Origin of the sequence: Plesiomonas sp. ZOR0011 (assembly GCF_000800945.1) — a bacterium.
In the GTDB taxonomy this organism is placed as follows: Bacteria; Pseudomonadota; Gammaproteobacteria; order Enterobacterales; family CAMTGL01; genus Plesiomonas; species Plesiomonas shigelloides.
In genome coordinates, this window is sequence record NZ_JRKB01000012.1 from 103,375 (window position 1) to 124,865 (window position 21,491).

Below are 21,491 nucleotides of genomic sequence, written 5' to 3' on the forward strand. Positions count from 1 at the left end.
TTGTATCCGTGTCAACCGTTTGCTGCAGCGGAAATTAAACTGCTGCAAAAACATCAAACAAATGTCATGTCCACTTTATAGGGTGAACACAGGCTGAAACTGCGTATTGCGCGCGGTGCCGCATTGATTATCCGGGAGCTGAATATGGCCTTGTCACGCTTGTCGCCGCGCTGGCGTCTGCAACAGTTGGATCTGGCGCTCTCCACGTTTTGTCTGTGTCACCGCTTTAATCACCAGGTTGCACGGGTGTGTCGCCTGATTTCCCGTACCGGCGATGGCCCTTGGTATCTGCTGTTGGCGCTGGTTTTGCTGCGCTGGGAGCCCGTGCATGGCACGGCGTTTTTTACCGCGCTGCTGCTGGCATTTGCCATCGAGCTGCCGCTGTACTGGCTGCTGAAAAATGCCATTCGCCGTCATCGGCCATTGGATTTGCCTTGTTTTATTGTCCCTTCCGATAAATACAGTTTGCCCTCCGGTCACACTGCGGCCGCCTTTTTAGTTTGCGGTTTGATTGCGGCGTACTACCCGCAGTGGCTGTTACCGGCCTTGTGCTGGGCAGCGTTGATTGGGCTATCGCGGGTGTTACTGGGCGTGCATTACCTGACCGATATTGTGGCCGGCGCACTGCTCGGCTTGAGCTGCGCCAAACTGGCGCTGGAGTGGTTATGAAACTGTTATATGGAATTCAGGGCACCGGCAATGGGCATTTGTCGCGGGCGCGTGAGTTGGTGCCGGCGCTGCGCGCACAGGGGATTCGGGTGGATGTGTTGTGCTCTGGGCGCGCTGCCGACGCCTATTTTGATATGCAGGTGTTTGGTACGTATCAGGTGCGGCGAGGGCTCAGTTTCATCACCCGCGCCGGGCGCGTGGATATGCTGCAGACTTGGCAACATAATCGGCTGCGCGAGTTTATGCGCGATGTTCGTGCGCTGGATGTCGGCAGTTACGATGCGGTACTCAGTGATTTTGAACCGGTAAGTGCTTGGGCTGCGCGCCGTGCTGGGGTGCCGAGTTTGAGCGTCAGCCATCAGGCCGCCTTTTTAGCGCCGATTCCCACCGAAGGCGATAACGCGTTCAATCGCCTATTGATGCGGCAGTTTGCTCCGGTGCAGCATAGTGTCGGCCTGCACTGGTTTCACTACAATCACCCCATTTTACCGCCGATTATCGCCACGCGCTGTACCGATACGGTGACAGACAATGGCCGCGTTCTGGTGTATCTGCCTTTTGAATCCTTGAGCGAAATCAGCGCGTGGTTACAGCAGTGTCCGCAGACGGGCTTTGACTGTTTTCACCCTGAGGTAAAGAGTGAAATTGTAATAAAAAACATCAAGTTAAACCCGCTTTCTTTACATGGATTTCGCCGCGCCTTAACGGCGTGCTACGGCGTGATCGCCAATGCCGGCTTTGAGCTGCCGTCGGAAGCGATGGTGCTGGGAAAGAAGTTGCTGTTAAAGCCGCTATACGGTCAGTTTGAGCAGCAAAGCAATGTGCTGGCATTGGAATTACTCGGTTTGGCTACGCGTCTGTTTACACTGAATACGCCGTCGTTACTGCGCTGGCTAGCCAGCCCCGCTGCAGGGCGGGTGTGCTTTCCCGATGTCGCGCAGGCGGTCGCCGCTTGGGTGGCGGAAGGGCATTGGGATTTTCCCACCCGACTGAGTCAGCAGTTATGGCAAGCGGTGCGCTTTCCATGTGGTGTAGCGGAAAACGTACAGAGTTGGCTGCCAGACTCGTCGGCAGTGATGACTTCACCGCTATCTTCTACTTAAAAAGCCATACAAATCAGCTGGATGACAAAATCTTATCCTGCATATCCCTCATATTGTGAGGGATAAGGCATAAACAGACGTTTAAATCCTTTTCTTCCACAGATAAGTTCAGTTACACTTGTTGTCAGCTAAGCGTACACTTGTACGCTGAAATCCTAAGAACTGAATAAGGTGGAAAATGCAAGGTTATCACCTGATCGAGCGAATTCAGGATCAGATTACCCGTAACCCAGCCAAGGTTGCCATGCGTGATCAGCAGGGCAAGAGCTGGGTTGATATCTGCTGGCAGGATGTCAATCAGCGTCTGCGCGCCACCGCCCGAGCGTTACTGAGCCTCGGTGTTGGCGTGCAAGAGCGCGTCGCAATTTTTTCCCAGAACATGGCCGAGTGGACCATCACTGACATGGCCATCTTGCACCTGCGTGCAATCACGGTACCTATTTATGCCACCAACACTGCCGCCCAAACGGCTTATGTGTTGGATGATGCTGAAATCCGAATTTTGTTTGTGGGCGAGCAGGCGCAAATGGATGCCGCCATCGAACTGCAGGCGCTGTGTCCACAACTGGCGCACATTATCGCGCTGGATCCGAAAGTCGATCTTAAAGGTTGCAGCATCGCCTGCCATCTGGCCGATTTCCGCCAGCAAGGCTGCCCAGAGTGGGACAGCGTGTTGGAGCAGCGGATGGCCGAGCGTTCGTTAGACGATCTGTTCACCCTGATCTACACCTCCGGTACCACCGGCGAGCCAAAAGGCGTAATGCTGGATTACCGCAGCATCGCGACTCAGCTGCATTTGCACGATGAGCGTTTAAGCTTGAGCGAAGAGGATGTCTCCATGAGCTTCCTGCCGCTGTCACACGTGTTTGAGCGGGCGTGGTGTTTCTACGTGCTGCACCGTGGCGCGGTGAACGTGTTCTTGCGTGATCCGCACAAAGTGCAGGCCGCCATTGGCGCTGTTAAGCCGACCGTGATGTGTGCCGTACCGCGTTTTTACGAGAAAGTGTTCAGCGCGATCCAAGACAAAGTGGCCAAAGCGCCGCTGCTGCGTCGTCTGATGTTCCGCTGGGCGGTGAAAACCGGTGAACGTCATTACTGGTGTCAGCGTGAAAATCGTCAACCGTCGGCATTGCTGGCGGCCAGTTTCCGTATGGCGGACAAGCTGGTACTGAGCAAACTGCGCGGCGCTCTGGGCGGTCGTACCCGCTTTATGCCAACCTCTGGCGCCAAGTTGGATGACAAGATTAACCTGTTCTTCCAATCCATCGGCATCAACATCAAGTACGGCTATGGCATGACCGAAACTTGTGCCACCGTTTCGTGCTGGGAAGATGACGAATACCGCTTTGGCTCAATTGGTACACCGTTGCCGGGCGTTGAAGTGCGCATTGGTGAGGAAAACGAGATTCAGGTGCGCGGTCCAACTGTGATGCGTGGTTACTTCAACAAGCCAGAAGAAACCGCTCGTACCTTTACCGAAGACGGCTGGCTGAAAACCGGTGATGCCGGTCAGCTGGATGCGCAGGGCAACCTGTTCATTACCGAGCGCATCAAAGATTTGATGAAAACCTCCGGTGGCAAGTACATTGCGCCGCAGATGATCGAAGGCACCTTGGGCCAAGATCGCTTCATCGAGCAGATCGCGGTGATCGCCGATACACGTAAGTTCGTGTCGGCGCTGATCGTGCCATGCTTTGAATCGCTGGAAGATTACGCGCGTAGCGTCAACATCAAGTATCAAGATCGCATGGAGCTATTGCGCCATAGTCAAGTGATGGAGATGTTTGAACAGCGCCTGAAAGCGATGCAAAAAGAGCTGGCTCGTTTTGAGCAAGTGAAGCGTTTTACGCTGCTGCCAGAAGCCTTCACGATGGAGCGCGGTGAGTTAACACCAACGCTGAAGTTGCGCCGTAAGATCATCACGCAGCGCTATGAGCGTGAAATTGAGGCGATGTACGACTAAACCACGTTTAAATTACGTCGCTAATTTGCCTATGTCGGCGGCACTCAAGAATGAGTGGCGCGCGGCTGACTAAAAACCACCGCTTTCGCGCGGTGGTTTTTTTGTGCCTGTTTTTCGATTGTCTTTTCTCTGCGCCTTCCCCCATTAAACCTGCCGCAATTTTCACCTTTGTTAGTGTATTTCACTGCTAATTACTCTTATCGCAATTGTTAATCGTAAATATTGCCTTGGTGAGCGTTTTGTTTTGGATTAATTGGTTGTGATGATGGACTTTGTTACAAAATCAACGTTAAAGTGGATACGGATCCGTCTTCGTTATCAGGCGGAACAGGGAATACAGCGACAAGTCATTCGTCAGAGGGACTTACGACACAAAAAATCCAACCGGGAGGCAGACGTATGGAGATGTTGTCAGGGGCCGAAATGGTCGTGCGCGCATTGCACGATCAGGGGATCAAACATGTTTTCGGCTATCCGGGTGGTGCGGTGCTCGATATTTATGATGCACTGCATACCCTTGGTGGGATCCAGCACGTGCTGGTCCGGCACGAGCAAGCTGCCGTGCACATGGCCGATGGTTATGCCCGCGCCACCGGCGAAGTGGGGGTAGTGCTAGTCACGTCCGGACCCGGTGCCACCAATGCCATCACCGGTATTGCGACTGCGTATATGGATTCTGTGCCGATGGTCGTGCTGTCCGGTCAGGTGGCGACCAGCCTGATTGGTAATGACGCCTTCCAAGAGTGCGATATGGTCGGGATCTCCCGTCCGGTGGTTAAACACAGTTTTCTGGTCAAGCGCACCGAAGATATCCCAGTAGTGATGAAAAAGGCCTTTTATCTGGCCAGCTCCGGCCGCCCGGGGCCGGTGGTGGTGGATTTGCCGAAAGACATTCTCAACCCCGCCAACAAGTTGCCGTATGAATATCCACAGAGCGTCGAGCTGCGCTCTTATCACCCGAACGTTAAGGGGCATACTGGGCAGATTAAAAAAGGGCTGCAGGCATTGCTGGCTGCTCGTCAGCCAGTGATCTACGCCGGTGGCGGGGTGATCAGCGCCAACTGTCACACCCAATTGACGGCGTTGGCTAAGCGTTTGAACTTGCCGGTCACCACCTCTTTGATGGGGCTGGGGGCGTTTCCGGGCGACGATCCGCAGTGTTTAGGGATGCTGGGTATGCACGGTACCTACGAAGCCAATATGGCGATGCATCATGCGGATCTGATCTTTGGTATCGGCGTGCGCTTTGACGATCGCACCACCAACAATTTAACCAAGTACTGCCCACAGGCCACCATCTTGCACATCGATATCGATCCGACCTCGATCTCGAAAACGGTCGGTGCCGATATTCCGATCGTCGGTAGTGCCGACAACGTACTGAACAAAATGCTGGCGTTGCTGGATGAGAGCGATGATGCGGTCGCCCAGCAAGCGCAGGCGCGCAGTGACTGGTGGCATCAGATTGCTACGTGGCGCGCTCGTGAGTGTCTGAACTTTGATACCAGTGGGCCAAAAATCAAGCCGCAGGCGGTGATAGCTGCGCTGCATAAACTGACTGGCGGCGATGCCTACGTGGCTTCTGACGTTGGTCAACACCAGATGTTTGCCGCTCTGTATTACCCGTTTGCCAAACCGCGCCGTTGGATCAACTCCGGCGGCCTTGGCACCATGGGCTTTGGCTTCCCCGCTGCGATTGGCGTCAAGATGGCGCTGCCGGAAGAGCAAGTGGTGTGTGTGACCGGCGATGGCAGTATTCAGATGAATATTCAGGAGCTGTCCACCGCGCTGCAATATGACGTGCCGGTTAAGATCATCAACTTGAATAACCGCTTCTTAGGTATGGTGAAGCAGTGGCAGGACATGATCTACAGCGGTCGTCATTCGCACTCGTATATGGAGTCGTTGCCGGACTTTGTCAAAATCGCCGAAGCCTATGGCCATGTGGGGATTGCGATCCGCACGCCTGATGAGCTGGAAAGCAAACTGGCTCAGGCGCTGGCAATCAAAGATCGTCTGGTGTTTGTGGATATCACCGTGGATGAGACCGAGCATGTCTATCCGATGCAGGTGCGTGGCGGTGCCATGGATGAAATGTGGTTAAGTAAAACGGAGAGAACCTGATGCGCCGAATCTTGTCTGTATTACTGGAGAACGAGTCCGGGGCGTTGTCACGGGTGGTTGGGCTGTTTTCTCAGCGTGGTTATAACATTGAAACTCTGACCGTCGCGCCGACCGAGGATGCGACCTTATCGCGGATCACTATCGTGACCGCGGGCGATCAAAGCGTGCTGGAGCAGATCGAAAAGCAGCTACACAAGCTGATCGATGTGTTGAAAGTCAGTGACTTAAGTCAGGGCGCACATGTCGAGCGTGAGTTGATGCTGGTTAAAATGCAAGCGCCCGCGAGCGTGCGTGATGAGCTTAAACGGATGAGTGATATTTTCCGCGGCCAGATTGTGGATGTGACCGGTACGTTGTATACGGTGCAATTAGCCGGAACCAGTGACAAACTGGATGCTTTTTTAGCGGCGGTTAAAGAGCATACCGATATTGTGGAAGTGGCGCGTTCTGGGGTGGTAGGAATATCACGCGGTGAGCGGTCAGTACATAATTAATACGTATTGTCATAACATTGGCTGTCGTTTTATGCGGTAGCGCAAACAATAAAGGGGAAATCATTCCCCTTTATTCATTTATTCTGTTAGGCCAGTGCGTTTATTTTTTCCAAATAATGAATAGATTCTTTCATTAATTCGAGTGCGCGCTGTGAGTGTCGTTCCGTTAATTCAATCGCTAGAGGGATATTGCGATCCAGTACGGCCTGCATTAATTTTTCATGTTCGCCATTGTCGTGATAGCGCTGAGCGTAATCGAGACGAATATTGACCCAGATATGACGATAACGCGCCATCTGCTCCAATATATTCTCCATAAATTCCAGCATCTTGGGGCTGTTACAACCGGAGAGCAAAGAAAGGTGAAAGTGGTTGTGTCGCTCTTCCCACTCATCATAGTCGATGTCCGGGTTGGCCGGATCATCAATGCGTGCCAGTTTGTGGTGACTGGTGATTACATTGAGCTCCCACTCCTCATCCCCTTGTTCGATGGACTTGGTCAGTAGGATGCGTTCGAGGGTGTAGCGGGTATCCAGAATATCTTCCAATTCGGCAATCGAAACTGGGGCTACCCAGCAGCCTTTTTGTGGCTCAATATAAACGAATTTATTCCACGATAATTTAATTAAGGCTTCACGAATTGGTGAAGCGCCGACGCCATAACGTTCTTTTAATTCCGCGACAACCAGTTTTTGACCTGGCTTTAATATTCCTAAGAGAATATCTTTTTTGATGACCTGAAAAATTTGATCCGTAATTGTTGGACTTGACACTCTTCCCCCCTGAAAGCAATACTTGTGTGATAAAATACTGCTTTACTTTGTACGACAAGCATAACTTCCCTGTCTTATAGCAGGGGGGCGCGGGTATATCAAAAAATTACATAAAAAATGTGAGCAACGAATAATTAATTTTCTGCCGTGTGAACCGCTGTTATTACGATACCCATAAAGCATGATCTAAGGCAGTTTCTCGCCGGAAAAAGGTATTGCATCCGGCCTATGTTATACGGTTAGATCTTGATTATTCATCGATCTCATCAGAAGGGGATGGTAGTGAAGCTGGATGAGATAGCCAGACTGGCTGGCGTGTCACGCACTACAGCAAGTTATGTCATTAACGGCAAGGCAAAACAGTATCGTGTCAGCGATAAAACGGTCGAGAAGGTGATGGCAGTGGTGCGTGAGCACAACTACCAGCCAAATGCCGTTGCTGCGGGTCTGCGTGCCGGTCGGACTCGCTCTATTGGCCTGGTGATCCCAGATTTGGAGAACACCAGTTATACCCGTATCGCCAATCATCTGGAGCGTCGTGCGCGTCAGCATGGCTATCAGTTATTGATTGCCTGCTCCGAGGATAAACCGGAAAACGAAATGCGCTGCGTCAGTCACTTGCTGCAGCGTCAGGTAGATGCACTGATTGTGTCGACTGCGTTGTCGTCGACACATGAGTTTTATCAGCAGTGGGCCGGGCGCGATCTGCCGATCATCGCTCTCGACCGTGCGCTCGATCCGCAGCACTTTATTAGCGTGGTCGGTGCTGACCGCGCCGATGCGGAAGTGTTGTGCCATGAGCTGCTCAGTCAGCCAGACGTGAAGTCGATTGTGTATGTCGGCGCATTGCCGGAGCTGTCGGTGAGTCAGCTGCGTGAGCAGGGCTTCCGTCAGGCCTGTGAAGGGGATAAGCGTCAGGTCACCTTCTTGCATGCGGCTAGCTATGAGCGGGAAGCGGCGGCAAGCCGTTTTGCGGCGTGGCTGAAAGAGAACCCGCTGCCAGATGCGCTGTTTACCACTTCGTTTGCCCTGTTGCAGGGGGTGTTGGATGAGATTATTGCCCGTTTTGGCAAGATCCCTCCTTCGCTGACCATTGCCACGTTCGGTGACCACGAGTTGCTGGATTTTCTCGGCTGTAAAGTGATGTCGCTGTCGCAGCGTCACCGCGATGTGGCGGAGACAGTGCTGAAGCTGGTATTGGATAGCTTGGACGGTACCGAGAAGCCGCAACCGGGGATGACCCGTATGCAGCGTCAGCTGACGTGGCGTGGCACCCTGAGCCGTTTGCACGCACAGGATGCGTCAGCGGCGGCGGAGTAATCAGTTGTCGCTAACGCGCTAACGGCAAGACGCACAAAACAAAAAAGCCAGCAATCTGCTGGCTTTTTTGTTGGATTTGGTGGCCCCACCCCGGCTTGAACGGGGGACCAAGCGATTATGAGTCCGATTTTTTATTCTTATAAAACAGTAAGTTACTGATTTATAAACACCCGCCAATGCGGAATAGAGTTGAATACTACAGCATAGCGTTTAGTTGTGCTGCCACTTTGCTGCCAATTTTTACAGGTGCGCTAGCGGGTTGAGAGTCTTAGCTTCGGATAAGTGATCGGGGGCAAAGTGAGCATAGCGCATTGTTACTTTTATGTCGGTATGCCCGAGAATTCTTTGCAGTACCAAGATGTTGCCGCCGTTCATCATAAAGTGAGATGCAAACGTATGGCGCAGCACATGTGTGAGTTGTCCGGCAGGGGTTTCAATGCCAGCGCGTTTTAATGCGGAACGGAATGCTGCGTAGCACGATGAAAATAGCGGCTTGGCCCGTCGTGTGGTAGGTAGCTCGTCGAGTAGTGATTCAACAACTGGAACTGCCCTGTTTTTCTTGCCTTTGGTTTTGACAAAAATAATCTTGCCGCCCCGAATCTGATTGCCTTTGAGGCTTTCGGCTTCTCCCCATCGCGCCCCAGTAGCGAGACAAATTTTTACGACAGAGAGCAAATCTGGAGAGCGGCTGTTTTCGCATTCGGCCAATAAAGCACGAATGTCATCTGTTGTCAGATAAGACATTTCAGACTCAGCAATTTTAAACTCGCGTACGTTTTCTAATGGGTTCGCGGCAGCCCATTCATCCAAGCGTTTTAGCTCGTTGAAAACAGCTCTGAAATAGGCCAGTTCAAGATTTACTGTTCGTGGTGTAACGGTCTTGACCCTGTTTGAACGGGTGATTTTTCCGGATAGTCTTTGCTCTCTATAAGCGGAAAACATTTTTGCTGAAAACTCAGTTGCTAATGGGTTGCCCATAGCTTCACAGGCAAACTCCATGGTGGTTTTGCGTTTCAGACCATCAGACAAAGTGATGCCGTGGGCGTTAAACCATGTGTAAACTAGATCTATCAGACGGCGTTTATCTGACTTTTCGCCTAACCATGGTTTGTCCTGCGCTTGCTCTTTGACATATCGTTCAAAAGCCATAGCTTCGGCTTTGGTTGCAAACTGCCGACGGATGCGTTTTCCATCTCTGCCATTCGGGAATACTTGGGCTTGCCACTTACCATTGCTTAATTTACTTACAGCCATGACTCAGCCTTGTTCGATTGCTTGCATCAGTTCTTGCCAATGCTCCTCGCTAAGGATTTTAAGAGGTATGCCTTTATTGTCCCTATAATCAATGGCTTGTTCGATTTTTCGTCCAAAGCTCTGAAATTTCCAATCTTTCGAGCTAAGCGCACCAATAATTAGATAATCTAAATCTTGTGTAACGCGATCAGATATTTTACATCCGAGTTTTATTAGGTCTGCTTCACATTGACGGCGTGAACCACATAGAAACTTACCAGTGAGGCATACTTTACTGTCTTCTGGATAAAATTCGTCAATGTCAATGATGTCTACTGGTGATGTTGTAGAGTATCCATCTACGATACCCTCTGAAATGTTAGAACCGGTGAGCGCGGTGATTTCTTGTAATAGTAAAGTTCGCTCATCCTCCGTTATAACTCCATCACTGAGGATTGCCTGAACTAATGAATATAAGTGCTTGCCGGGATAATTGCGCTTAAGGGCAATGTTTGAGGAAAGGAACCAGTTAAGATAGTTAATTTCCTTGTCACTCAGATGGTAATCAGAGGCCACTCCTTTACATAGACCTTCCAGTAGATGCTTGTCTGAATCAGTCGAATAGAGGTCTATGTTCGGTGTATCCATCAGGCCTCGTTGCATTTCGAGTAGCAATTCTTTTAATTCACTGAGTTCGAATTGCTCCACAACCCCATCAGACAGGATGTCAGAAATTTTTTCTCTGATGCAATTTACATAATAGTTTTGTGAGAGTATTTCTGACTCCAGAAGCCATGTATCAAGGAAAAGCATTTCCTTTTCACTGACTTTTCCATCACAAGTCATTCCCTCTATGATGTTAATCAGGTTCGCAATGGCTTTGTCTCTATTTTTCGAGTAGTTAAACGCGCTGAACTGACTCATATCTGATCTCCTTATCCTATAAACTCTGTTTTGCTTATTATCTTACCAAGAACTTTTATCTCTGACGCTGCGCACTCAAAAGATGCTTTTCCGTTCTCTATTCGTAACTGTCCGCCGGGAAACCGGTAAATTTCTCTGATGCTGGTTAAGCTATCAATTTCAACTAACCAGAAGCCGTCAACAATTTCACCTTCGTAGGTATCAACTAGGTAAGATGTCCGTTCTGCGATGACAAAATACGGGTTAGATAGACCGTTTGGAAGGGTGCTTTTATCTACAAAAATATCGTATAGATACGTGATTTTCCCATTAATCAGGCTCATTTGCCTTATCGATGTGATTCTTTCATCTCTTGAGCCAACAAAAGCATTTCCAACCCCAGTACTAAGCCAAATCAGCGACGCATTTGTTTCTAGATGGCAAAGGATTACCCAATCAGCAGGGAACGTATCTCGGGCATATCTGTTGGCCATTGTGCTTTGAGTTACACCAAGATGGCTACAAAGAGAGGTTTTTGTACTAAAACCATAGGCTGACATGATCCTGTCAATGACTTCTTTCCCGCCTCTGTTTTGAAACATAACATCTTGAACAGAGGAGTGAGCGTATCCATTTGATTCTTTTATCTGTGGCATTATATTTTCGTGCTCAAAATATCTCGAAGCATAAAAAACTGAGTGCGTTTTCCATTCAGCCTATTTTAATTTAGCGGTCGAAAAATTCTGTTTTGCTGATAATTTGTCCCAAAATTTTTATTTCATCTGTTTGACATTCAAATGATGCTTTTCCGTTTTCAACCCGAACTCGTTCCGAAGGGATTCGATATAGTTCGCGTACACTAACAAAACCATCGAATTCTATTAGCCACAATCCATCATTAATTTTTCCGTTAAAGCTATCCACCACATACAGCTGCTTCTCAAATGTAACTAGAAATGGGGATGTGAGGTCGGTTGGCATGATGCTGGCATCAATACTGACCCAATCAGTATCAGTGAAGTTACCATTCGAAATGGTTTTTCGTTCCAATATGAGGTTTTGGGGGGAGGTGTTATCAGAGTACACTGGCCCTTTACCATAGATGAGCCATTCCAATGTTGCACCTGTTTCCATGGAACAGATTAAAACCCAATCTGCGGGGAAATTCCCCCTAGATACGCGGTTTGCCAATGTGCTTTGAGACACATCTAGGTGCTTACACAGGGCTAGTCTTGAAGTGTAACCGTAAGCCGCCATGATGCGCTCTATCGGTTCCTTGCCACCATCAGGCAGTTTGATTGCCTTACGCTTAGTGAAATCTTCTGTTGACTGTCTCAATTGAGATCCTTACTATTTGCTTATCGTAAGTCGTGTGCGTAATGTTGTCGTAAGGTGATTAATAGTGAGTTAATCACTTAAACTGAGGAATAGTGCATCATGGATCGTAATTTTTCAATGCGTCCAAGTATCAATCTTGTAGTGTCAGAGCCATTTGTCACGTTGGATGAGTTCTGCCGTAGAACTGGCTATAAACCGTCGTATGCCCGCCAAATGATTCGAGAGAATCGCCTGCCAATCCGCAAGAAAGCTGGGGTTAATAGCCTCGTTGAAGTCAACATGTTTGCCCTCACCATGGAAGCAGCTTCAGGATATGAAGTCACGATGCGTGCTTGATAAGTTCCATTTTGGGATGTCTTAGGGACGAATGCTATGTTTGATTTTCAGATTTCCAACCATCCTCATTTTGATGAGGCATGCCGCAAGTTTGCACTGGCGCATAATCTGAAAGTACTTGCTGAAAAAGCAGGGATGAATGCCCAAACACTTCGCAACAAACTCAACCCAGAGCAGCCGCATCAGCTGACTTGGATTGAAATTCTTGTACTGACCGACATAACCGAAGATGCAACGCTAGTTGATGGTTTTCTTGCCCAACTGCATTGCTTGCCATGTGTTCCCGTAAATGAAGTTGCGCAAGAACACCTGCCTGTCTACGTCATGAAAGCCACCGCCGAGATCGGACAAATCGCAGCTACTGCAGCTGTCGGTGGAAAAATGCCGCACAGCAGCAAGCACCATGTAGTCGATAGCGTGAACTCGGGGATTCGGTATCTCAGTCTGGCCGCCTTATCGCTGCAGGCCAGATTGCAAAGTAACCCTGCGCTGATGAACACCGTTGAAACATTTTCGAATGGCATCGGTGCGACATTTGGTCTGGGTTGATAGGGGGATTTATGGCCGCAGTGACTATGTCTTGTGTCGTGAGCCAGCCGGTCGGTTTCCGCCAGTTGTTGGCAAAATACTTAGCACCAAACCGCTGGACAGGGACATGCAATTTTTGGGACTCATTGAGCCTTTATGACCGTATAACAGTTTGTTTCCATGCGGGACTCAAGAAGGGTCATGCAATGACGTGTTTTAGCGAATTGTCCCAGAGCGAACGTGAAGCAATTGTTTGTGCCATTGATGATTTGCGGAAAGCCTTCGCCAAATACCGTAAGCATGGTGTGAGTAACACCACCTTTCTGAGCTGGTTAACCGCAGAGCAACGCAAAACACTTTTCAAACATGCGGGATTGTCAGAGCGAGAATACATGCAGCCATATTGTTATGTAGACAAGGATGGTTGCGAGTGGGCCGGTGATGTTATCCGTGCAATGAAAGAGCTATTCCACCTTTTTGACGATGCTCCGTCAGTCCTTTCAGCTGTAAAGCCAGAAGAATACGCCTAATTAAATAAATCAATAAGTTAACTAACGCACTTCACTGTGCGGGGGATTTTTTACCCAAAACGGAGGGAAAAGCATGTTTTGGGGCACGTGGTTAAACATCGATGGTGCTTACAACCCGCGTTATCCGGCCTTCGAAATTGAAGCGGAAAGCATCGCGGAAGCGACAGAAAAGCAGGCGAAAGAACGCGGCAGCAAAGTGATTTTTCAGAACGCCGCCATAGCCATTCTGGACGTTAAGACCATCAAGAAAACAAAAGCGAAACACATAGAAGACATACGACGGCTAGCCATCACGGATGCGCCATTAATTCCACAGCAAGGAGTGTAGAGATGAACCGCAAACATACTGAGTTACTCAACCAAGCCGCACATAACCGGAAGCTCGGTGATCGTAGTCGGGCGGCTTTGTTTTTGGCGCTAGCACAGACAGAACGCCTAATGGTCACGATGGAGAAAAAATATGCAAACAAAGCGACTGCAGTTTTGGCGTAAGAGCCATTTAACTGCGCTTGCGAATGCTTGCTCCGCTCCAACCAAGGCGCTGCGAGCAATGAATCTAAGCATGGCTTCTAACTGCCGAGTTGAAATACAGAGATTGAAAAACCATGAGCACTACCAGCATTGATGACGCAAAACTTGATGATGTAAAAAGCTGGTCACGCTCCCTGTCTGCAGCAGTGCGTCACGCCATTGCTGCAGACATGCACGATTACTTCACCCATACCGGCAAGCACATCAAACCTGATGCGCCTGCCGTTGCACCAGCCGCACTTCCACCAACCCGCCCACTGCAGCGCCCAATCCCTACCGGACTGTCACGCACAGAGTCTCTGTTGTGGGAATTCGACAAAGACGACCATGATTTCCGGCATACATACCTAAAAGGCGTACCGGACTTCATCGCTGGCTACTTCGGCAAACGCTATCAGCACATCTATGAAAAAGAAGGCCGTCGCCGTGCCAATACCTTTTTGCGCGAAACAATGGGCAAGAAAGTATTGGCACGTCTGCAGCTGGTTATGCGCAACTACAGAACTGCGCCAGAAAACCTGCGCTTCAACGCATCGTATGGCGCGGATGACCCGTTTCAGGATTCATGCCGCACAACCAACCTGACTATCGAATCTATCAAGCCGGCCGCAGCAGCAGTCACTCTGCTGGCTGAAATGTCACGTGACCAAATCGACAAATTGGCAGAGAAAACTGCCGATGGCCTGTTTGGTGAACTGACTCGCTATTTCGAAATCATCACCGGCAAATGTGCTGATGATGGTGATTTGAAGATCATGACCGGCGTGTACAAACACATGGCTGAGTTAACCCACTCGCTGGGTGTCGATGTTCCGTACTGGGAAAATTACAGAAAGGGAACACTGACAGTGCCACGGTGTGAGTCAGCACTGCTGCGCATGACCTGCAAAAAGTGGTGGACGCGCAAACTGCGCACCATGGGCGCGCGCATGTATGAACATATGGCCATTGCCGCCGGACAAGTTCAAAAAGCCGCATCGCCGTATGTTTCCCGCCGCTGCCTACGTGATTGGCACGAACAGAAAAAGCGCAATGCCGAAATGATTAAAGCCATGGCGCTGCGCAATAAAGAAACCGGTGAAGAAGTCCCCCTGGCTGATTCCGTGTATGCGTCAGTGGCAAACCCAGCAATTCGCCGTTGCGAACTGATGACGCGCATGCGCGGGTTTGAAGACATCGCCAACAACGAAGGGCTAGAGGGAGACTTCTATACCCTGACCGCACCGTCGGCATACCACTCCACCCATATCAATGGAGGATTTAATGAGAAGTGGAACGGCTCCAACCCACGCGACACACAAAAATACCTGTGCGGCGTGTGGGCCAAAGCTCGCGCAAAACTGAACCGCGAAGGGATCCGAGTCTTCGGCTTTCGTGTAGCAGAACCGCACCATGATGGTACCCCGCACTGGCACATGCTGCTGTTTTTCCGCCCTGAGAATAGAGAGGCCATTCGCAGCGTGTTGCGTGAGTATGCGCTGCAAGAAGATGGTGATGAAGCAGGGGCAGAGTTTGCTCGTTTTAAAGCCAAAGAAATCGACCCAGCTCTAGGAAGCGCTACCGGATACATCGCCAAGTACATATCAAAGAACATCGATGGCTATGCACTGGACGGCGAGAAAGACGACGAAACAGGGGAAGACCTGAAAGAGTCATCTAAGTCCGTTACTGCGTGGGCGTCACGCTGGCGTATCCGTCAATTCCAACAAATCGGCGGCGCACCAGTCACCGTGTGGCGTGAGCTGCGCAGACTGCGCGACCAGAAGTTTGAACACAAAGATATGGATGCCGTGCTTGCTGCTGCAGACGTTGGTTGCTGGGCTACATACACCAACGCACAGGGTGGCCCTCTCGTTAATCGTCGAAGCCTAGTGATCCGTCTTGCGTACAAAAAGCGCGATGAACTTAACGCCTACGAAGAACCAGTTGTAGTTGTGGCGGGTGTTTGCTCGCCGTGGCATAGCCAGCTGCCAGTTATCGATACACGTCAAATTGAGTGGGAGATAGTCCCGCGCTCCAACAAACAAGACGCAGCGCCAGCAGCGTCTGCTCTTGCTCTTTCTGGGTGCGAAGCGCCCCCTCGGAGTTCTGTCAATAACTGTACGGGCCGCGCCCACGGTATTGACGACAACACCGGTAGCGGGGTTGCTGAAAGATTAATTACTGAACTGAAAGCCAGAGGCTTCGGTATGTGGGGAAGCAGCAACGGGCTGCGATCACCTGACTTCGATACGCAGTCACTACGTGAAACAGCAGAGCTATTGCTACGGGGATGCCGGTTCAACGCCGGTAGCGGAATGAGTTTGCACATGCAGAACGGCAGGTTAGTAGAAACAGAAAACTTTACGTGAGGGTTATCTAATGGAAGCAGCAAGCAGAGCCAGCGGGTGGTACAAGGTACAAATGTTTGATGAGCCACGGTCAGAACTGGCGGCGTATGACGCTGAGTCGGGTGAATGGTTCGTCAATGGTGATAATGAGCGGTTCCAAGATAAGCACTTCAGCTTTATCGGGAAAAAGATGGTTATGGCACCGAGTGGGGAGTTGATGCCCATCAAAGAAAATGTGATGCCAACCGGTCGGGTGCATGAGCTGAAAATATTACCCCAGTTTTTTAACTCGGTGATTAGAGGGGATAAGCGTGCAGAGCTGAGGAAAAATGACCGTGATTATCAGGTGGGCGATGCTCTAATGCTGCGAGAGTGGACTGAAGATCATGGTTATAGCGGGATGGTGACAGCTCAGATTGTCTGCGATGTATGTGATGTCGGGTTTATTGCTGAAGGGTATGTGATGCTGAGTCTTTATGAAGTAGAAGCATTTTTTTGCCGTATTTAATTGATACATCACGAGACATGCACAGAACTTGAAGACAATTATTACTGAGGGTGTATCCAATGACAGCAACAACGCGAGTACAGAACCACTTCACCAAAGAACAGATTTCAACGCTGATGATGAAGTTTCAGCAAGAAATGCTTGATTGGCATCGAGTATGGTTTGAAGCAGGAAAGCAGTTTCGAGTCAGAAATATCATTAAATTTCCTAAGGCAGGGGCGACATCTTATTTTGCTAAAGAGGCAATGCTTGATGCCTTGGTTACAGGTAGAAACCAAGTATTCATTAGTCAAGATGAGTCATCGGCAGATTATGTTAGGGCGATTATGTTTGAGTTCGCCATGGAAGTCGGTGTGAGAGTTCGGTTTGATGGCCGCAGGGAGCGGCAACGGTTAGTACTAAGCAATGGGGCAGAAATTGTGTTTTCCTATGAACCACTAAAATACCTTCTTGCATTCAGTAGTTGTGTCTATGTGGATGATTATTTCTGGATGGATGATTTCAGGAATACACTGAAAATTGTAGCAGCCATCGCTCTGCAAAAGAGATATCGCAGGACTTTCTTCTCCTCTTTATCCAGCCTGTCACATGACGCCTATCCGTTCTGGAGTGGTGAGCTATCCAACCGTTTCAAACCAAAAGCCGAACAAATAAAAGTAGACCTAAACCCTAAAGCACTACAGGTCGGACGTTTATGTGAGGACGGCCAATGGCGGCAAGTTGTGACCGTTGAAGGTGCTTGGGCCGCAGTTCGGAATTTATACAACATTGACAAGCTTCGCATGAGTTGTTCGAAGGAGGAATTCTACCGGCTATTTATGTGCACATTTCAGGGTGATTAACGGAATTTATTCATCGAAAACCTGCTAATAAGTATCTGATTGGTCAATGATTATCCATTGCCACCCTTGCATTATAAAAAATGAGTTTAGGATTTTAGGTAAAAGGGGCACTCCGATAGGAGATGTGTATAGCAAAGTATACACATCTAAAAATTTAGTAAGAAAAACAGATAGAAAAATTTATCCGGTCGATATACTGTATATATGTACAGTGTTGAAAGGAAAAGGAGTGGTTGTGTCTGATCTTTTCACTGAGTCCCTTGCGTTGCAGCGTATCCAACTCATCGCACGTGTCGTGTTGATGGACGTATGTAGCGGGGATGATAAGGAACTGGCGTTGGTCTGGATTAGTGAGTTGACTGCTCAGTTGTTAGAGCAGGTGAATAACAAAGACGAACGCCGAGAAATGTCGGCCTCATGCCAGTGAGGAGGGGTTAATGAGAGTTGAAATTCTTTTTGATAAACAAACTAAAATTTCCCAATCCGTCATGGATGCTTTAGAGAACGAACTGGCAAAGAAAATCCATCCCATGTATCCGAATGCTAGGTTTCGGGTTGCCAAAAGTAGCAGCACACTGCTGCAAATCACTGGCACTAAAAGTGAAGAAGACCACAAGGCCATCCAATCAATAATCCAAGAAATCTGGGAAGATGACAGCTGGTTACCGAGCTAACTCGTTGTGCATGAAAGATGGCTGTTTAGCGCATGGATCTGCATGACTCATTTAGGATCAAATTTAGCACCCAGCGCCAGCAGTGGCGCTGGATAGCAAGAGTCATGCAGATGCATGAAAAGCCATAGATCAAGCGCGCGGGCGTGGCGGGGCTACGATTGCGCGCGGCAGGCGATAGAGCAGCATCAGCTATGATTTATTTCTAAGCGTGCGAGGTGCTGCTAGTCGAACAGCAATGAGTTGATGGGGGAGCAAGACAAAACAACTCGTGAGTGCTGAGTCGTTTTTAAGTGGCTTGCTGAGGGTATAAAAAAACCGCCGTGTGGCGGTTTTGTTTTTGGGAGTTCTCAGTTGGATATGGAAACCGATAAGTTGCCGTCATCAATATCAAGTTTGTAAGGGTCAAAGCGGATAACCTCTTCGCCAAGCCATGTATTCAGCTCCAGCATTTGGCGTTGCAATGGCATCAACTCATTACGTACAAAGACTTTGCTCGCTTTACCCACATCACCAAAGCCGCCGGTGTTATTAGGAATGATGCCCATCATCTGCGGTGGTACTCGATGTGCGGCCAGCATGTCATCACGGCTGACGTTCTTGATGTTCAGAAACTCATCTTTGGCCGCCACTTCGCTGAGTGGGATTATCTGAATCCCGTCTTTCTTCCCTGCCGGTGAGTACATAAACATGTTCCGGAAATTGCCTGGTCCCTTGGCTTGTTTGAGCGCATTGCGGATATTGTCGACGTCAGACTGGTTTTGGGCTGGGTCGCTCATATACATGATGAAACCCGCATGGCTGCCGTTCAGGTAGTATTTACGGCGAAACAGTGTCGCTGACTCATTCAGCAACGCGGAAGGGATGGCCGCCAGATATTCCGGTAAGCCGTACAGCTCCTGATTCAGATCGGGTTCAAACAGGTGGAACACACTGCCGGCCTCAAACTGGTAAGGCTCAGTGTTGTAGCCGTATTGGGCAAACCAGTAGGTATCTAACTCCACGCCACGGCGCGTGTATTTCGCCAGTGTGGGTTCTAGCGATAGCGTGCCGCCTAACCGGTTCTTTCGCCGCTCCAGATAAGCGTTACCAAAAACCAGATAATCCAGCACAAACCGGCTGAACGCTTGCTGGCTCAGAAGTTTGTGCGGGATGAAGGTGCTGGTCAGAATATTACGCTTCACGTAAATGGCTGAGCTGTGGTGCGTTGCAGCGCGGAAGGTTCGTGCCAATCCATCCAGACTAATCGGTGGCTCGTACCAGTGTTCGGTGCGGGAGCACTCCAAATAATCCAGCAGTTCGCGGCGGTCAAGCACCGGAACTGGGTCACCAAATGTGAAGGCTTCGGCTGCTGGGGCTTGGTGGTTGGCGGTGATCACCGAGCTGGATTTGTTGAGTTTGCGTTTGCGCGTCATGGTTTAGTAAATCTCCACGATATTGGTGTTGGAGGTGGTCATGCCTTCCAGCGGCTCATTGTGTAAGGCGTGCATCGTTGCCCACGCTAAGTCTGCGTGACTGGCCTCTTCGCTGCGGCTGGCTTCATAGGTTGGGCGGCTACCGCTGGCCGTGACGGATTTACGGATAGCCATAAACGATTGGGCAATGTCGGTGTGTCCGGCATCGAACTCCAGACGGCGGTGGCTGATAACGTCATAGGCTTTCAGTACCAGTTCGTTTTTCACGTTCGGGTTGTAAACGAACTCACGCACGGCAGGGAAAAACGCTTTCACGTTTTCATACACGCCGTGGCCGATACCGGTTGAGTCAATGCCGATATAGGTGACGTTGTAGGTTTCAGTGAGCTTACGGATAGATTCAGCCTGTGCGCGGAAATCCATGCCACGCCACTGGAAACGCTCAAGGATTCGGAACTTACCGCCCGGCACCGGCGGTGGGGCAATCACGACACAACCGGCGCTATCACCGTTTGATGTGCCCTTGGCGGGGTCATAGCCAATCCAGACTGGGTTGTAACCAAATGGGCGCAGCGCCAGTGGCTGTACGTCATCCCACACTTCCCAACTATCGACCATGCACGCTTGCAGGTCGGACAGTGGGAACACGGACGCCAAGTCGTCAATGAATTCACACATCAACAGGTTCTGGTATTCCGGTGGACTGTACTCCAAACGCAGCTGGTCAAGGTCAAACAGGTTACAACCGCCGTTAACGGCATCCTCAACGGTGACGATTTGCCGATATTGACCATCAGGGCAAAGTACCCCGCGCGCCAGATTGGTGTGGCTGAGGTCAATTTCTACTTTGTCCGCCTTGGCGCGACCACGGTTAAACAGCGCCCCTGACCAGAATGGGTACGCACTGTGGGTTAGGCTGGATGGGGTAGAAAAGTAGGTTTGACGCCATTTTTTGTGCAGCGCCATACCGGAGGCAACTTTGCGCAGCTCCTGAAATTTCGGGATCCAGAAATATTCATCAAGGTACAGATTGCCGTGATAACTCTGCGCGGTACGGGCATTGGTACCAAGGAAGTACAAGCATGCGCCGTTGCCCAGTGTCATCGGGTCGCCTTTCAGCTCCACATCCACTTCACGGGCAAACTCAATGATGTACTGCTTGAACACATGCGCCTGCGCCTTGGAGGCGCTGAGAAAAATCTGATTACGCCCCGTTGTTAGCGCATCAATCAGTGCCTCACGGGCAAAGTAATACGTGGCACCAATCTGTCGGGACTTGAGCAAGTTCCGGATCCGGTGTTGGTTACCGGCGTTAAACCAGTTTTTCTGATAACCGAATAAGTTGTCGTGGAAAAGCTGCTGCAGTTTTTCCAGTTGCTCTTCACTGAAAACGTTTTTCTCGGGTTGGCGACGTTCGCCGCTGTTACGGCTGCGAATTTTAGGGTTCAGGTCGGCTTCGTTGCCGCCGTTGTTAAATTTACCAATACGTGCGTGGCGTTCGGCCTGACGGGCCAGCAGGTCAATCTCTTTGAAGTCTTTCCCTTCTTTCTGCTCCTTCATAATCAGCTGGCAGTAGCGTGCCGCAGTGGTCAGCTGCATTTGGTCGAGTGGGCCAATGTCGCCCCACTTGTCACGCTTTTTCCAACTGTGTACGGTTGCAGGCTTCTCTCCCAGCATTTCTGCAATGCGGGCGATGCGTAACCCCTGAAAGTACAGGAACATGGCCTGACGACGGGGATCAAAGTCAGTATTTACCGGTGTCGTATTCATACGGCCAGATTACCGACCTGCGTCACGCTGCACCGCTGGCGCTCATTGTGTCAGTGCTCCCACAATTCCCGCGCGTTGTCTCACTACCCCCATCCCCGCAAACATAGTGG

General features: G+C 50.0%; 23 protein-coding genes. 16 read left to right on the forward strand and 7 right to left on the reverse strand.

Annotated features, from left to right (window positions below; all coding sequences use genetic code 11):
- Nucleotides 1-144 precede the first annotated feature (144 nt).
- From L975_RS01315 to ilvN, 5 genes are all read left to right on the forward strand, one after another.
- On the forward strand, nucleotides 145-669 hold the full coding sequence (locus L975_RS01315) for a phosphatase PAP2 family protein (protein WP_047706748.1): 525 nt from the start codon (nucleotides 145-147) through the stop codon (nucleotides 667-669).
- Nucleotides 666-1,772 (forward strand): MJ1255/VC2487 family glycosyltransferase, encoded by a 1,107-nt coding sequence (locus tag L975_RS01320; RefSeq protein ID WP_047706750.1) that lies wholly within the window; start codon nucleotides 666-668, stop codon nucleotides 1,770-1,772. The genes L975_RS01315 and L975_RS01320 overlap by 4 nt, the downstream gene beginning before the upstream one ends.
- 178 nt (nucleotides 1,773-1,950) lie before the next feature.
- The gene (locus L975_RS01325) at nucleotides 1,951-3,735 is read left to right on the forward strand and encodes a long-chain fatty acid--CoA ligase (RefSeq protein WP_010864683.1); all 1,785 of its coding nucleotides are present in this window, start codon (nucleotides 1,951-1,953) and stop codon (nucleotides 3,733-3,735) included.
- 399 nt (nucleotides 3,736-4,134) lie between these two features.
- Nucleotides 4,135-5,859: an acetolactate synthase 3 large subunit gene (ilvI, locus tag L975_RS01330; protein ID WP_047706752.1), complete on the forward strand. Its 1,725-nt coding sequence runs from the start codon at nucleotides 4,135-4,137 to the stop codon at nucleotides 5,857-5,859.
- Entirely contained in the window at nucleotides 5,859-6,353 is a 495-nt protein-coding gene (ilvN, locus tag L975_RS01335) for an acetolactate synthase small subunit (protein WP_010864681.1), read from the forward strand. Before ilvI ends, ilvN begins: the two co-directional genes overlap by 1 nt.
- Before the next feature lie 86 nt (nucleotides 6,354-6,439).
- Here ilvN and L975_RS01340 read toward each other — a convergent pair whose 3' ends face one another.
- Complete coding sequence (locus L975_RS01340; RefSeq protein WP_010864680.1) at nucleotides 6,440-7,126, reverse strand: GntR family transcriptional regulator; 687 nt, start codon at nucleotides 7,124-7,126, stop codon at nucleotides 6,440-6,442.
- Nucleotides 7,127-7,408: 282 nt separating this feature from the next.
- Between L975_RS01340 and cra the strand changes: the two genes are divergently transcribed.
- Nucleotides 7,409-8,446, forward strand: a complete 1,038-nt coding sequence (cra, locus tag L975_RS01345; protein WP_036770611.1) for a catabolite repressor/activator — start codon at nucleotides 7,409-7,411, stop codon at nucleotides 8,444-8,446.
- Between the two features lie 240 nt (nucleotides 8,447-8,686).
- On the opposite strand, the gene L975_RS01350 is transcribed toward cra, so the two are convergent.
- The 4 genes from L975_RS01350 to L975_RS01365 form a co-directional block, all read right to left on the reverse strand.
- Nucleotides 8,687-9,700 (reverse strand): tyrosine-type recombinase/integrase, encoded by a 1,014-nt coding sequence (locus tag L975_RS01350; RefSeq protein ID WP_047706754.1) that lies wholly within the window; start codon nucleotides 9,698-9,700, stop codon nucleotides 8,687-8,689.
- 3 nt (nucleotides 9,701-9,703) lie between these two features.
- On the reverse strand, nucleotides 9,704-10,603 hold the full coding sequence (locus L975_RS01355; RefSeq protein ID WP_047706756.1) for a BRCT domain-containing protein: 900 nt from the start codon (nucleotides 10,601-10,603) through the stop codon (nucleotides 9,704-9,706).
- Nucleotides 10,604-10,614: 11 nt separating this feature from the next.
- Nucleotides 10,615-11,184 (reverse strand): phage repressor protein CI, encoded by a 570-nt coding sequence (locus tag L975_RS01360; RefSeq protein ID WP_052181186.1) that lies wholly within the window; start codon nucleotides 11,182-11,184, stop codon nucleotides 10,615-10,617.
- A 124-nt stretch (nucleotides 11,185-11,308) separates the two neighbouring features.
- The gene (locus L975_RS01365; protein WP_047706757.1) at nucleotides 11,309-11,920 is read right to left on the reverse strand and encodes a phage repressor protein CI; all 612 of its coding nucleotides are present in this window, start codon (nucleotides 11,918-11,920) and stop codon (nucleotides 11,309-11,311) included.
- Between the two features lie 99 nt (nucleotides 11,921-12,019).
- On the opposite strand from L975_RS01365, the gene L975_RS01370 reads away from it, so the two are divergent.
- The 10 genes from L975_RS01370 to L975_RS01410 all read left to right on the forward strand — a co-directional run bounded on the left by L975_RS01370 (nucleotide 12,020) and on the right by L975_RS01410 (nucleotide 18,199).
- Complete coding sequence (locus tag L975_RS01370) at nucleotides 12,020-12,256, forward strand: hypothetical protein (protein WP_047706759.1); 237 nt, start codon at nucleotides 12,020-12,022, stop codon at nucleotides 12,254-12,256.
- Between the two features lie 36 nt (nucleotides 12,257-12,292).
- Entirely contained in the window at nucleotides 12,293-12,805 is a 513-nt protein-coding gene (locus L975_RS01375) for a phage regulatory CII family protein (protein ID WP_047706761.1), read from the forward strand.
- 11 nt (nucleotides 12,806-12,816) lie between these two features.
- Nucleotides 12,817-13,314 (forward strand): hypothetical protein, encoded by a 498-nt coding sequence (locus L975_RS01380; RefSeq protein ID WP_010864494.1) that lies wholly within the window; start codon nucleotides 12,817-12,819, stop codon nucleotides 13,312-13,314.
- A gap of 73 nt (nucleotides 13,315-13,387) precedes the next feature.
- Complete coding sequence (locus L975_RS01385; protein WP_010864493.1) at nucleotides 13,388-13,642, forward strand: hypothetical protein; 255 nt, start codon at nucleotides 13,388-13,390, stop codon at nucleotides 13,640-13,642.
- 2 nt (nucleotides 13,643-13,644) lie between these two features.
- Nucleotides 13,645-13,806 carry a hypothetical protein gene (locus tag L975_RS17990; protein WP_156121040.1) on the forward strand — a complete coding sequence of 54 codons (162 nt, stop codon included), beginning with the start codon at nucleotides 13,645-13,647 and terminating at the stop codon, nucleotides 13,804-13,806.
- 113 nt (nucleotides 13,807-13,919) lie between these two features.
- Entirely contained in the window at nucleotides 13,920-16,196 is a 2,277-nt protein-coding gene (locus L975_RS01390) for a replication endonuclease (protein ID WP_230400760.1), read from the forward strand.
- A 10-nt stretch (nucleotides 16,197-16,206) separates the two neighbouring features.
- The gene (locus L975_RS18530; RefSeq protein WP_230400761.1) at nucleotides 16,207-16,683 is read left to right on the forward strand and encodes a DUF3850 domain-containing protein; all 477 of its coding nucleotides are present in this window, start codon (nucleotides 16,207-16,209) and stop codon (nucleotides 16,681-16,683) included.
- Between the two features lie 59 nt (nucleotides 16,684-16,742).
- Nucleotides 16,743-17,525, forward strand: coding sequence for a terminase large subunit domain-containing protein (locus L975_RS01400; protein ID WP_052181187.1), 783 nt, complete (start codon nucleotides 16,743-16,745; stop codon nucleotides 17,523-17,525).
- Between the two features lie 235 nt (nucleotides 17,526-17,760).
- Entirely contained in the window at nucleotides 17,761-17,952 is a 192-nt protein-coding gene (locus L975_RS01405; RefSeq protein ID WP_010864489.1) for a hypothetical protein, read from the forward strand.
- Nucleotides 17,953-17,962: 10 nt separating this feature from the next.
- Nucleotides 17,963-18,199 (forward strand): DinI-like family protein, encoded by a 237-nt coding sequence (locus L975_RS01410; protein ID WP_010864488.1) that lies wholly within the window; start codon nucleotides 17,963-17,965, stop codon nucleotides 18,197-18,199.
- Between the two features lie 347 nt (nucleotides 18,200-18,546).
- Here L975_RS01410 and L975_RS01415 read toward each other — a convergent pair whose 3' ends face one another.
- Both L975_RS01415 and L975_RS01420 read right to left on the reverse strand, forming a co-directional pair.
- The gene (locus tag L975_RS01415; protein WP_047706763.1) at nucleotides 18,547-19,611 is read right to left on the reverse strand and encodes a phage portal protein; all 1,065 of its coding nucleotides are present in this window, start codon (nucleotides 19,609-19,611) and stop codon (nucleotides 18,547-18,549) included.
- Between the two features lie 3 nt (nucleotides 19,612-19,614).
- Nucleotides 19,615-21,381: a terminase ATPase subunit family protein gene (locus tag L975_RS01420; RefSeq protein WP_047706765.1), complete on the reverse strand. Its 1,767-nt coding sequence runs from the start codon at nucleotides 21,379-21,381 to the stop codon at nucleotides 19,615-19,617.
- Between the last annotated feature and the right edge of the window lie 110 nt (nucleotides 21,382-21,491).